At 70.4% G+C, this 14,112-nt stretch carries 6 protein-coding genes; 5 read left to right on the forward strand and 1 reads right to left on the reverse strand.

Features of this window, described 5'->3' with window-relative positions:
• Nucleotides 1-280: 280 nt before the first annotated feature.
• Nucleotides 281-1,255: a 2,3-diaminopropionate biosynthesis protein SbnA gene (sbnA, locus tag MXD61_RS04170; RefSeq protein WP_248811536.1), complete on the reverse strand. Its 975-nt coding sequence runs from the start codon at nt 1,253-1,255 to the stop codon at nt 281-283.
• A 233-nt stretch (nt 1,256-1,488) separates the two neighbouring features.
• Between sbnA and MXD61_RS04175 the strand changes: the two genes are divergently transcribed.
• The 5 genes from MXD61_RS04175 to MXD61_RS04195 all read left to right on the forward strand — a co-directional run bounded on the left by MXD61_RS04175 (nt 1,489) and on the right by MXD61_RS04195 (nt 13,983).
• Nucleotides 1,489-1,989, forward strand: coding sequence for a flavin reductase family protein (locus tag MXD61_RS04175; RefSeq protein ID WP_248811537.1), 501 nt, complete (start codon nt 1,489-1,491; stop codon nt 1,987-1,989).
• A gap of 129 nt (nt 1,990-2,118) precedes the next feature.
• On the forward strand, nt 2,119-3,147 hold the full coding sequence (gene sbnB / locus MXD61_RS04180; protein WP_248811538.1) for a 2,3-diaminopropionate biosynthesis protein SbnB: 1,029 nt from the start codon (nt 2,119-2,121) through the stop codon (nt 3,145-3,147).
• Entirely contained in the window at nt 3,140-7,567 is a 4,428-nt protein-coding gene (locus MXD61_RS04185) for an amino acid adenylation domain-containing protein (RefSeq protein ID WP_248811539.1), read from the forward strand. Before sbnB ends, MXD61_RS04185 begins: the two co-directional genes overlap by 8 nt.
• Before the next feature lie 38 nt (nt 7,568-7,605).
• Entirely contained in the window at nt 7,606-8,658 is a 1,053-nt protein-coding gene (locus MXD61_RS04190) for a ketoacyl-ACP synthase III family protein (RefSeq protein WP_374628424.1), read from the forward strand.
• Nucleotides 8,659-8,778: 120 nt separating this feature from the next.
• The gene (locus MXD61_RS04195) at nt 8,779-13,983 is read left to right on the forward strand and encodes a type I polyketide synthase (protein WP_248811541.1); all 5,205 of its coding nucleotides are present in this window, start codon (nt 8,779-8,781) and stop codon (nt 13,981-13,983) included.
• The last annotated feature ends 129 nt before the right edge of the window (nt 13,984-14,112 follow it).

Raw genomic sequence — 14,112 nt, forward strand, 5'->3', positions numbered from 1 at the left:
ACACCCTGCCCGCGAGCCTGGGCCACCAGCTGCGCGACCAGCGCGGGATCCAGCCCCGCCGGCGTCGCCTTCGACGTGCGGGACCAGCCGGCAGGCTCCTGGGTAGACACCTGCGCAGTGTCCGTCATGTCGGTCATGATCGTCATCAGGTGTACTCCCTGATCAGGGTCACACCGTTACTTTTACAGGCCCCTGCCCGGACGAAGTACCGGCAGGCAGCGCCCTGGTCATGCCGGTCGACGGTCCCGTAGCGGTAGGCCCACCTACCTGCGATCCGGTTCTACGAACCAGCGGCGGACGTGGCGAGGGATCCGGGGTAATGCAAGGACAGCCAGTCCTCGTCGTACACGGTGTCCAGGTAGTTGTGTCCGAGGTCCGGCGCGATCGTCACGGTGGTGAGCTCATCCGCGTCGTCGCGACCAGCGAGCCAGTCCAGAGCACCGCGGACCACTGTTCCCGTGGACCCGCCGAACAGGAAGCCGTGCCGGACGAGCTGATGGCACATCCGAATCGTGTCCGCTTCCGTCACGTGTACCACGCTGTCCACAAAGGAGCGATTCAGGATCTGCGGGCGTACGCCGGTGCCGAGGCCGGGGATCAGTCGCTCGGCCGATGGCTGACCGAAGGTCACCGAGCCGACAGTGTCGACGGCGACAACGGCTACCGAGGGCTGGGTCTCCCGGAAGTAGCGGGCGCATCCCATCAGCGTGCCGGTTGTTCCCGCGCCGATGAACAGGACGTCCAGATCCGGAAACGCCTTCGCGATCTCGGGGCCGGTCGTACGGTAGTGCCCCATCCAGTTCGCGTCGTTGGCGTACTGGTTGAGCCAGACATAGTTGGGGTTCGCACCGCACAGTCGCTGCACATGGGTCAGCCGGGCCGCTAGGAATCCCCCGGCCGGATCGGGCTCGGCGACGACGTGCACCACGCTGCCAAGCGTCTCCATCATGCGCAGGGCCGCCCGATTGCAGCGCGGGTCCGTGACACAGATGAAACGGTAACCCCGGCTCGCCGCCACGGTGCTCAACGCGACACCCATGTTCCCCGACGAGGACTCGACGAGTGTCGCACCGGGACGGAAGCGGCCTTCCTCTTCCCCACGGTCCACCATCTCGGTCGCCGCCTTCAGTTTGATCGAGCCGGCGAAGTTGAACCCTTCACACTTGAGCATGAGTCGACGACCGACGACTTCCTGAAGATCGACATAGAGATCCCCCACGTTGAATCCAATGGGGCTGGAGACGATGGCGGCCACACCAGAAAGATTCCCCGCCCTCCGATATTTCTGCTATACGCCGTCCAGATAGCTCGGGTACCGACAAAATATAGATCCATCCGGCAGTGTCTGGCCGTGTCCTACCAGAGGGAGAAATCAATGCCCGGTGAACGCTCTCCTCGCCGGCTGGTGGCCGGCCGGACCGGCAGCGGCGCCGGACACCTGGCCGACCGGGCGATCCACGCCCGCACGTTGGCCGGGCCGATCCGGCCGTGACTGCCTCCATGCAGGATCAGCACATCGTGGGCCTGGTTCGCCAGGCGGCCCGGCGATTCGCGACCGGAGTGACGATCATCGCGGTCCGACATGGTGGTAGTACCCACGCGATGACCGCCAACTCCTTCGTGACGCTCTCGCTGAGGCCGGCCCTGGTAGGCGTCTCGGTACAACCACAGGGCCTGATGAGAGGGCTCCTGGAACAGGTCAGGCGCTTCGGAATCAGCGTATTGAACGAAACCCAGACCGACTATGCCCGACATTATGCCAGCTTAGGACGGGACAACAGACCGCGCCAGCTTCATCCGCTGCTGTCCGGCGATATCCCGCCCATTGTTCCGGACTGCAACGCGTACTTCGTCTGCGAGTTCGAAAACAGCCACACGGTCGGAGATCATGACCTGATCGTCGGCTCGGTTGTGCACTGCGCTGTCGGGAACCCGGCGGTTGGATCCCTTATCTTCCTCGACGGCGAGTTCCAGGGAATCCGCCGATGACCCTCGAACCGAACGCACCGCCGGCCCGGTCGTCGCACCCCGTTCCTCCCGCCACCGCCGCGCACGTGCCGTTCCGCGTCATACCCCGGCGCTTTCGCCCGGAATTTGGCCGATGATCGGGAGTACCCAGTGACCCGCCCGTTCCCGCCGTCATTCAGCGTGATCTCCGGCGTGCAGGTGAAGGATGTCGTCGGTAGTCATGAGGTCGAGATCACCAAGGTGGTCGAAGCGGCCTACCGGCTACATGGTGAGGGCCGGACGCTGAATCCGGACTCGTACTTCCTCCGGTTTCCCGACATCCCGTCCGCCCGGATCATCGCGCTGCCCGCGTCTGCTGCCGGCGACGTGGACGCGCACGGCCTGAAGTGGATCTCAAGCTTCCCCTCGAACCTCGCTGCGGGTCTGCCGCGGGCCTCCGCGGTGCTCATCCTCAACGACACGAGCACCGGCTATCCGTTCGCCTGCCTGGAGGGATCAATCATCAGCGCGGTCCGGACGGCGGCGTCCGCCGCACTGGCCGCCAGGGAGATGAGCCTCCGCCGAGGAGGCCGGCCGAGAAGTGTGGGATTCTTCGGAACCGGCCTGATCGCCCGGTACGTCCACACCTACCTGGCAGCCAACGGGTTCACCTTCGACGAGATCGGGGTGTACGACCGTTCCCCCGCATACGCGCAGGGCTTCCGGGAGTATCTGGAACAGACCGAGGACAGGATAACGGTCCACGACGACCCGGAGAACCTGGTGCGGTCGGCGGACCTGATCGTGTTCGCGACAACGGCGGGCACTCCGCACGTCGCCGATCCGGTCTGGTTCGACCACAGCCCGGTCGTCCTGCATGTATCACTGCGCGATCTCTCACCCGAGGTCATCCTCGCGGCCTGGAACCTCACCGACGACGTCGAGCACTGTATGAAGGCCGGGACGTCCCTGCATCTGACCGAGCAACGAACAGGGAACCGCGATTTCGTGGCCGGCGCCCTGCCCACCTTCCTGAGCGAACCGATACCCTGCCCGAACGACCGGGCGGCGATTTTCTCCCCGTTCGGGCTCGGTGTCCTGGATCTCGCCGTCGGCAGGTACGTCCACGACCAGGTGGCACGAGCCGGTGAACTGCACGTCGTGCCCGGATTCTTCGAGGACCTGAAGCGCCATGGCTGATTCCCCACTGCTTCCGCTGTCCGCGCCGCAACGGGGCGTGTGGCTCGCGCACCAGCTCGATACGTCGGGCCAGGAGTTCAACTGCGCCGAGTACCTTGCGATCGACGGCCCGGTCGACGTGGCTCTGTTCCGGTCGGCCTGGGTGGCGCTCTCGGCCGAATCCGACGTCCTACGGATCAGCTCGGTCGTGTCCGACGGTGAGCCGTGCCAGGTGGTGGAACCGACAGCGGCCGAGCTGACCTCCCACGACTGGACGGGTAGCGCGGACCCCGAACAGCAGGCGCAGGCGTGGATGCACGCCGACCTGGCCCGCCCGGTCACGCTGACCGAGCCTCCGATCTCCACCTTCGCACTGCTGCGGCTCTCGTCCGAGAGGTACCTCTTCTACTACCGGATGCACCACGTCCTCGTCGACGGGTACAGCATCCACCTCATCGGCCGGCGGCTGGCTGCGATCTACACCGCGATGATCGCTGGCCAGACCGCACCACCCGCCGAGTTCGCCTCCCTGTCCACCTTGCTGGAGGATGACGTCGCCTACCGGTCCACCCCGCGCTTCGACCGGGAACGCGAGTACTGGACGGGCCGCTTCGCCGACCGACCCGCACCGACCCGCCTGCCTGGGCAGCCGCTCGCCGACCGTGCGGATCGCCCGCTACGGCTGTGCGAGGTCGACACGCTCACCCGCTCCGAGATCAACCACCTGGCGCGGACAGCCGAGGAGATCGGCACCACCTGGCAGATCCTCGTTCTCGCCGCTGTCGCGGCCTATACCTGCCGGGTGACGGACCAGCGCGATGTGATCATCGGAATGCCCGTGGCCGGCCGCAGGAGCGTGGCCTCACGACGGGTGCCGGGGATGGCGATGAACTCCGTCGCACTGCGCCTGGCGGTACGCCCCGAGGAGAGCCTGGCGCTGCTCGTCCCACGCATGGCTGAAGAGGTCCGCGCAGCCCTACGGCACGAGCGCTACCGAGCCGAGGACCTGCGCCGTGATCTCGGACTCGAAGGCAGCGGGCGGGCGTTCATCGGACCGATGGTCAACTTCATGCCGCACGACCTGTCCCTGCGATTCGGCGCCTCCCCGGCGACGACGCACAATCTCGCGTCCGGGCCGATCGTCGACTTCTCGCTCAGCGTGCTGGGTCGGGACGACGCGGCCTCGATGTCGCTGAGGTTCGAGGCCAACCCCGACCACCATGATCCGCGCGGCTTCGTCAGGCACCGAGACCGGCTGATGGCCTTCCTGTCCGCCGTCACGGCCGAGCCGCGGCAGCCGATCGGGCAGATTGAGATCCTGCTCGCGGCCGAGCGACAGGAGCTGCTCGACGGACGCGGCACCATGACACAGGATGGACCGACAGCGACCGTTCCAGAGCTGTTCGTGCGACAGGCTGCCCGGACGCCGGACGCGGTCGCGCTGGTCGACGCGGAGCGGACCTGGACCTACGCGGAGATCGACAGATGGTCGGACGAACTCGCCGCACGGCTCGTCGGTCAGGGGCTCGGCCCGGAGGAGTTCGCCGCCGTCCAGCTGGCCCGCTCGCCCGAACTGATCGTCGCGATGCTCGCGGTGCTGAAGACCGGCGCGGCGTATGTGCCGATCGACCCGGCATACCCCGCGGAGCGGATCCGGTACATGATCGACGACCTGGCACCACGCTGCGTGATCACAGCTGTGCAACCGCCGTCGGAGGACCTGAACTCCGACCTCCCCGTCGGGAGTGCCGGCGGGGCCACCGCGGTCGCCACACCGGCCGATCCGGCGAATCCCGCCTACCTGATCTACACCTCGGGTTCCACCGGCACCCCGAAGGGGGTGATGGTGCCGCACTCGGCGGTCAGCAACTTCGTCCTGGACCATGTACGGCGCTTCGAGCTGGACGGATCCAGCCGGGTCCTGCAGTACGTCTCCCCGAGCTTCGATGTCGCCACCGGGGACATCTGGCCGGTCCTGCTGGCCGGCGGGCGCCTGGTACTTGCGCCCGAGGGGCAGAGCACCTCCCCCGAGGCCCTCGTGGCGCTCCTCGAAGCCGAGAGGATCACCCACGCGGCGATCCCACCGGCCATGCTCGCCCAACTGCCCGACGCCGGGCTTCCGCACCTGGGTGTGCTGATCACTGGCGGGGAGCCACCGAGCGCGGAGGCCGTCCGTCGGTGGTCGGCGGGCCGGCGTATGATCAACGTGTACGGCGTCACCGAGGCGACCGTCGCGAGCACCACCAGCCAGCTGGTCCCCGGCCAGCCGCCGGCCGTGGGTCGGCCGATCGACAACTGCCAGGTCTACGTACTGGACTCCGGCCTGGCGCCGCTGCCCGAGGGATCGACCGGCGGTCTGTACCTGGCCGGAGACGGGCTGGCCCGCGGCTACCTGAGCCGGCCCGCGCTGACCGCCGAACGGTTCCTGCCCTGCCCTTACGGACCACCCGGCTCACGTATGTACGCCACCGGCGACCGCGTCCGATGGCGGTCGGACGGCGCCCTGGAGTTCCGGGAACGGATCGATGACCAGGTAAAGATCCGGGGTTTCCGGGTCGAACTCGGAGAGGTCGAGGCTGTGCTGGCCGGGCACCCGTCCGTGCGCGCGGCGGTCGTGGTGGCGAGGGAGGACCGGCCTGGTCGCAGGCGGCTGGTCGCCTACGTGCAACCGGCGGTCCGCGGCAGGGCGACACCGGCTCGGTTGCGCCGCTTCGCAGCCCGTTCCCTGCCCGACTTCATGGTGCCCGCGACCGTCATGCTTCTCGACGCCTTCCCGGTGACCCCGAACGGCAAGGTGGACCGGCGGTCGCTGGCCGCACCCGAACCGACCGGCATGGCCGACAGTTCGGTTCGACCGCGGGCCGGCTCGCGCGAGGAGACGCTTTGTGCGCTTTTCGCCGAGGCCCTGGGCGTCGACGAGGTCGGGGTGCATGACTCCTTCTTCGATCTGGGCGGCGACAGCACCATGGTCTTCCCCCTGGTGAGACGCGCGCCCGAGGTGGGGTTGACGTTCACGGCACGCGAGGTGTTCCAACATCCGACGGTGGCGGCACTGGCGCCCATCGCCCACGTGGCCGAGACGCATCCGGTGGTCCGGTCCGCCGGCGGACCGGCCGCGTTCTCGCTCACCGTCGAACAGGTCGACGCGATCCGCGCCGCGCATCCGGGGCTGACCGAGGTGCTCCCCGTGTCACCGCTGCAGGAGGCCTTCATCTTCCACAACGCGGCGGGTCGGCAGGATCCCACCGAGCCGTCGCGGGACGCCTATGCGTCCCAGGTCCATCTGGACCTCGACGGACCGCTGGATCCGGCGGCGATGCGCTCGGCGGGCGAGGCGCTGCTGCACCGCCACCCGAACCTGCGGGTGGCCTTCGTTCATGGTGACCTGCCAGCGCCGGTCCAGGTCGTCTGCGCGAATGTGGCACTGCCCTGGGCGGAGGTGGATCTGTCCGGTCTCGCCGAGGACGAACGGGACACCGTCGCGCAGCGGCGTGCGGCGGACGAACGCGATGGGAACTGGGACATGGCCCGGCCGCCGCTGATGCGGCTGCTGCTGCTGAAGCTGTCCGACGACCGGCACCGGCTGGTGCTGACCGCACACCATGTCCTCTGGGACGGGTGGTCCACCTCCATCCTGATCCGCGAGCTGTTCACTCTGTACACGGGCGGCGCCCTACCGCCCGCGCCGCCCTACCGCCACTATCTGGACTGGCTGGCTGCGAGAGATCGAACGGCGTCCCGTCAGATCTGGGCCACGGCCCTCACGGGACTGCGCACGCCCACCCAGGTCGCCCCCGGATTCATCGGCACCGGGCGGCAGGAGCAGATCCGGCGCGGCCTGACCCAGGACCTGACCGAGGCGCTCATAGGGTGGGGACGGTCACACGGACTCACCCTGTACACCCTCGTGCAGGGCGCCTGGGCCCTCGTGCTCTCCCAGCTCACCGGCGCAGATGACGTGGTCTTCGGCTCCTCGGTGTCCGGGCGGCCACCGGAACTTCCCGGCGTCGAGGACATGGTGGGGCTGCTCACCAACACGATCCCGGTCCGGGTACGGCTACGGGCCGGAGAACTGACGGAGGCGCTGCTGGCCCGGCTCCAGGCGGAGCAGGCCGAGCTCATCCCCCACCACTACCTGGGGCTCGGCGACATTCAACGCCAGACCAGCGCGGGGCCGCGGCTGTTCGACACGACGATCCTGTTCGGTGGCCTACCTGTTGACCCGGTGGGGTGGTCCGAAACCCTGGACGGCCTGAAACTCGCCGGGTTCGACGTCTCCGACGACACGCACTACCCGCTTCGGCTGATTGTCGCTCCCGGCCCCCGGCTGCATCTACGGCTCGGGTACCACCCCGCCGCGTTCCGACCCGCCGAAGCCGAACGCCTGCTCGACCGTCTGGTCACCACCTTCGAAACGATCGCCACCGGTGTGCCGCGCTGACGTGGACCGGGCAGCCGGGCGCGGGAAGCGAGGTTGCGTTGCGCGTGGCAGGAGTGTTCATCAAGGGGATCGGGGTTCACCTGCCGGAGCAGGTCAGCGTGGAAGCGGCCGTCGAACAGGGCCACTACCCGGCGGAGGAGCTCGAACTGCACGAACTCGGCGGCGCGGCGGTCGCCGGGAGCACCCCGGCTCCCGAGATGGCCCTGTGGGCGGCGAAGCAGGCGTTCGAACGCGCCGGCCACCATCCCGAGGACGTCGAACTGCTTCTGTACGCCGACTCCTGGCACCAGGGACCTGATGGGTGGCAGCCTCCGTACTACCTGCAACGCCACCTGGTGGGCGGTGACCTGCTGGCGGTGGAGATCAGGCAGGGCTGCAACGGGATGTTCGCCGCGCTGGAGCTGGGCGCCTCCTACCTGGCACTAGGCGACGAGCCGCGCAGCGCACTGCTCGTCGCGGCCGACAACTTCGGCACTCCGCTGATAGACCGCTGGCGGATGGGCCCGGGATTCGTGGCTGGTGACGCGGCGAGCGCGGTGCTGCTCACCACCGTCCCGTCCTTCGCGCGGCTGCTCGCGGTGTGCTCGGCTGCCGTCCCGGAGGCCGAGCAGATGCACCGCGGCGACGAGCCGCTGTTCCCCCCGGGCCCCACGATCGGGCGCCCGCTGGACTTCACGGCGCGCAACGCCGACTTCAGACGCTCCGCGCTGGCCGACCGGACGGGCACAGCGTCGCTGATCCGGATCCACCAGCAGACGCTGATGGTCGTGGAGCGCACGCTCGCCGAGGCCGGCATCGAGATCGGCGACGTCACCCGGGTCGCTTACATGAACTACTCGCGGGAGATCGTCGAGCAGCGGTGCATGGCCGCGCTCGGGCTGGCCATGTCCCGCTCCACGTGGGAGTTCGGCCGGTCCGTCGGGCACCTGGGGGCCAGCGATCAGGTGGTGTCCCTCGACCATCTGCTCTCGACCCGCCAGGTCCGCCCAGGCGACCACGTTCTGATGCTCGGCGTCGGCCCCGGCGTGACCATCTCCTGCGCGGTGGTGGAGATCCGCGAAGCCGCGCCGTGGACGCCCCCGCACAGCTGAGCGGCGACCGAAGGTACACGTTCGACCCGGCACCCTGAGCCGGTCCGGCACCGGGACGAGCCGGCAAGCGACCGCATCCGCGCCTGTCGAGACGGGCGCGTACAAGGGCGAGGACCCAGTATGACGCACGAGTCCCACACGGATGAACACGACGAGTCGGTGGCCGTGATCGGCGTCGGATGCCGGTTCGCCGGCGCCGGCAGCCCCGACGCCTTCTGGGACATGCTGGTCACCGGTCGCGACGGCATCGGCGATCCGCCTGGCGAGCGATGGAGCGCGTACTCCGGTCTCGGGCCCGAACACGCTGCGGCGGTTCGCAGGGCCGCCGTCCCGGGCGGTTTCCTGCCGGACATCGAGGGGTTCGACTCGGCGTTCTTCGGTCTCACCCCCCGCGAGGCGGAACTGATGGATCCCCAGCAGCGCCTGCTGCTGGAGCTGGCCTGGGAAGCTCTGGAGCATGCAGGGATCCCGCCCCGGAACCTGGCCGGAAGCAGCACCGGAGTATTCGTGGGGATCGGGTCGGATGACTACGGCCGGCGAATGCTGGAGGACCTGCCCAGCATCGAGGCATGGACCGGCATCGGCAGTGCCCTGTGCGCGGCGGCGAACCGCGTTTCATACGCGTTGGACCTGCGTGGCCCGAGCCTCGCGGTGGACACGGCGTGTTCGGCGTCGCTGGTCGCCACCCACCTGGCCTGCCAGAGCCTCCGTACCGGCGAAAGCGCCCTCGCGCTCGTCGGCGGTGTCAACCTGATAGTCGCACCAGGCCTGACGCTCACCCTGAAAGCGGCCGGCGCGACCGCGGCGGACGGGCGCTGCAAACCGTTCGACGCCGCGGCGGACGGTTACGGACGGGGCGAGGGCGGCGGGATCCTCGTCCTCAAGCGGCTCTCCACCGCCCAGCGGGACGGTGACCGAATCCTCGCCGTCATCCGGGGCAGCGCCGTCAGCCAGGACGGCCGGACCAACGGGATCATGGCACCCAACGGTGCTGCCCAGCGGGACCTGCTGGAGCAAGCCTGCCGGAACGCCGCCCTGGCACCGGACTCGGTCGGCTACGTGGAGGCGCACGGCACCGGCACCAGCCTGGGTGATCCCCTGGAGGCGGGTGCCCTGGCGGCTGTGTACGGGCGGGGCCGACCCGCCGACAGGCCCTGTCTCATCGGTTCGGTCAAACCCAACATCGGGCACCTGGAGGCTGGCGCGGGCGTCGCCAGCCTGATCAAGGCGACGCTCGTGCTGGACAACGGTGAGATCCCGCCGAGCCTGAACTTCTCGACGGCCAACCCGGCGATCGACTGGGCGGGGTCGGGGCTGCGCGTCGTCACCGGGCGTACGCCCTGGCCACGTGGCGACCGCCCGCGCCGGGCCGGGGTCTCCGGGTTCGGGTACGGCGGGACGATCGGCCACGTTCTGTTGGAGGAGGCGCCGTCGGAGCGGGCCTTGCCCACCGGCGCCGCGGCGACCGGGACGGTGGCCGACGAGCGGTCCGGTACCGCAGGCGTGGAGCACGAGGCGGCGCCCGCGGGAACCAGCGGGCGGACCCCGCCCGCGCTCCTGTTCCCGCTGTCGGCCGCGTCCGGGCCCGCCCTGCGGGAGTACGCGGGGCGGCTGGCGGACCGGCTGGTCGGATCCGACCTGCCACTCGGGTCGGTAGGCCACACCCTCGCGCTGCGACGCTCCCACCTCGATCATCGCGCCGCCCTCGTCGCCACTGACCGTGGGGATCTCGTCGATGGTCTGCGTCTGGTCGCCGGCGGAACCCCGGACCGGCGGATCACGACAGGCCCGGCGTCGGCTGGCCGGGGTTCCGGTCTGGTGTGGGTCTTCTCCGGGCATGGCTCGCAGTGGGTGGGTATGGGCCAGGAACTGCTCACCACCGAGCCGGCTTTCGCCGCCGCCGTCGACGAGCTGGAACCGGTCTTCGCGGCCGAGATCGGTTTCTCGCCGCGGAAGGTGCTGGAAGCCGGAGAGCTGGACGGGGTCGACCGGATCCAGAGCATGATCTTCGTGATGCAGGTGGGCCTGGCCGCCGCCTGGCGCTCCTACGGAGTTACCCCGGACGCGGTGATCGGGCACTCGGTGGGGGAGATCGCCGCGGCGGTGGTGTGCGGCGCGCTCACGCCCCTGGACGGCGCTCGGCTGAGCTGCCGACGCTCCCGGCTGCTACGCCGTGTGGCGGGCGCGGGCGCCATGGCGATGGTGAGCCTGCCGTTCGACGAGGCGGAGCAGTGGCTGGCCGGGCGCACCGACGTGGTCGCCGCGATCTCGGCCTCCCCCGCATCCACGGTGATCTCGGGTACTCCCGCCGCCGTACGGGAGGTGGCCGACCAGTGGGCCGCACAGGACATTCCCACACGTCGGGTCGCCTCGGACGTCGCCTTCCACAGCCCACAGATGGACGGGCTGCTCACCGACCTGGCGGCGGCCACCGCCGATCTCGCGCCACGCGAGCCTCGGGTTCCGATGTACCGGACGGCGCTCACCGATCCGCGTGGGACTCCGGTCCTCGACGGCGCCTACTGGACGGCCAACCTACGCAACCCCGTCCGGCTGGCCGCGGCGATCCGCGCGGCCGCGCAGGACGGCCATCACGCGTTTCTGGAGATCTCCCCGCATCCCGTGGTCGCGCACTCGATCAGTGAGACTCTTGCCGAGGACGGGGTCGAGGGCGCCTTCGTCGGTTCTTCCCTGCGACGCGGGCTGCCGGAGTCGGTGTCGCTGGCCACCGCGATCGGCGCCGCGCACTGCCACGGGATCACGGTCGACTGGGGACGCCTACAACCCGCCGGCGCCCTTGTCGACCTGCCCGCGATCGCCTGGCAACGCACGCCGCACTGGCACACGGCCACGGCCGTCGACACAGCCGGAGTACAGCACGACGTGGACTCGCACACCCTGCTCGGCGGTGAGATCGGACTCGCCGAGCGGTCGCAGCGGTTGTGGCGGACCCACCTGGACGACGAGTGCCGCCCGTACCCCGGCCGGCACTCGATCGACGGCACCGAGATCGTTCCCGCCGCCGTTCTGCTGGCCACGTTCTTCGCCGCCGCCAGGTGCACCGCGCTCGACGACGTGGTGCTGCGGCTGCCCCTCGTGGTCAGCCGCCGCAGGGAGATCCAGGTCGTCGACGACGGGACGGGGCTTCGGCTCGCCTCCGGGACCAGCGAGGGTGGCTGGCTGACCCACACGACGGCCGTCGCGGCCAGCGGTGCGCCGGCGGTGTCCGATCCGGTCCGGGGACTGCGGCCGGCGGATCCCGACGAGATCCGGCGCCACCTGGCCTCGGTCGGTGTGCCGACGATGGCCTTCGGCTGGATGGTGGAGGAGCTACTGCGCGGCGACGGTGCTCTGCGCGCCCGCGTACGCATCGGGCCCGCCGACACCTGGGCGCCGGTGCTCGACGCCGCGCTGTCCGTCGCTCCGGCCGTCTTCGGCGGGCCGGCGGTGCTGCGCATGGTGGCGCGGGTGGGGCGGGTGCGTGCCGCGGGGCGGCCTCCGGCCACCGCCGACGTGGAGGTGACCGAGGACGGCGGTGTCCTCGACGTCATCGTTCGTGACACAACCGGCACCGTGGTCGCCCGGCTGTCCGGACTCCAGTACGGATCGATGGACGGTCAGGGCGCGGCGCCGCACGAGCTGGTGCACCACCTGACCTGGCGTCCTCTGGAGAACAGGGACTCAGGCGACCCGGAAGGTACCGTGCGCGAGGTCGTGCTCGTCGGCGCCGACCTCGGCCTGGCGAGCGCGCTGCGCGCCGCCGGGGCACGCTGCCGCACCGTCGAGGACCCTGCCGACCTCGCCGGCCTGGACCGGCCGACCGACGTGCTCGTGCAGGCGCCACCACCTGGACCGGGTGAATCGGTACCGGCCGCGGCGACGCGGTCTGCGTGGTTGTTGCTGGACACCGCCCAACGGCTGGCCGAGTCGGAACTCGTCCGGTTGTGGTGCGTCACCGTCGGCGTGCGCGAGAGCCGGCAGGCGGCGGGCCTGGCGCACTCCCCACTGTGGGGCCTGGGCCGGGTGCTGGCGGGCGAACACGACGGTCTGTGGGGCGGGCTGGTCGACCTGCCCGCCGACGACCCCACCGGCGCCGCCGCGACTCTGCTCGAGGTGATGCGGGCCGCACCGGGGGAGGACGTGATCGGCATCTGGGACGGCGCCGCGGCCGCCGCCCGGCTGCGGCGCGTCCAGTCCGAGCCGGTACGCGGCCCGCTGGTCTGCCGGGCCGAGGGCACCTACCTCGTCACCGGCGGGCTCGGCCAGCTCGGTCTCGAGGTGGCAGGCTGGCTGGCCGAACGGGGGGCGCGACGGCTGATCCTCGCCAGCCGTCGGAGCTTTCCCGCCCGCGCGGAGTGGGACGAGCCGGCCGACGCCGACACCCGACGTCAGATCGAGGGCGTCCGCGCGCTGGAGCGGTCGGGTGTCACTGTCCGGGTGGCCTCGCTCGACGTCGCCGACACCGATGCGGTGGCGCGTGCACTGTCCCCACGGACGACTGGTCTGCCGCCGGTCACGGGCATCGTGCACGCGGCGGGAGTACTCGACAACCGGATGGCGCGCGACGTCGACGCGGAGTCGCTGCGAGCAGTGCTACGGCCCAAGGTGGATGGTGCCTGGGCGCTGCACACGGTGTTCCCTCCGGGCACCCTCGACTTCTTCGTGCTCTTCGCCTCCTGCGGCCAGCTCCTCGGCCTGCCCGGTCAGGCCACCTACGGCGCGGCCAACGCCTTCCTCGACGCGCTCGCCGCGCACCGGGACGACACGACCAGTTTCGACTGGACCTCCTGGCGGGGCCAGGGTATGGCGGTGAACGACGCCGTCGACCGCGCCCTGCGGGCCAGCGGCGTCGGCGACGTCTCGGCGCCCGAGGCGTTCGCCGCGTGGGACTTCGCCGCGCGGCGGGGCGCCGGGCAGTTCGCGGTGCTGCGGGCCGTGCCGCTCGACGCCGGAACGGAACGCGGGCCGCTGCTGCGTGACCTGTCCGACCACGCCGAGGAACCGGTGGGCGCGATGGCCCCGGTCGAGGCGACCGGAGCGTTCGCCGGGCTCCCTCCGGCGGAACTGCGCGACCGTCTCCTGGAGACGGTGGGTGCGGAGATCGCCGGCGAGATGCGGCTCTCCCCCACGGCGCTGGACTTCCAGCGGTCCCTGGTGGAGCAGGGCCTCGACTCGGTGATGACGATCATCATCCGGCGACGGCTGGAGAAGCGGTTCGGGCACCGGCTGCCGACGAGCCTGCTGTGGCACGAGCCCAGCGTGGTTGCCATCACGAACCATCTGGTGGATCACCTCTCCACCCCGGTCACAGTCACGGTCCCGTAGGACGGACCGCTGTCACGGAGGAACCACGGGTCGAGGACCGCGCTCCAACGGCCGACGCCCCCCGGGGGGGGCCGGCCGGGCGGCGGGGGGCCGGCCCCCGGCCCGCCCCCCCGGGGGGCGGGCCGGGGG

Origin of the sequence: Frankia sp. AgPm24 (assembly GCF_023243055.1) — a bacterium.
GTDB lineage: Bacteria > Actinomycetota > Actinomycetes > Frankiales > Frankiaceae > Frankia > Frankia umida.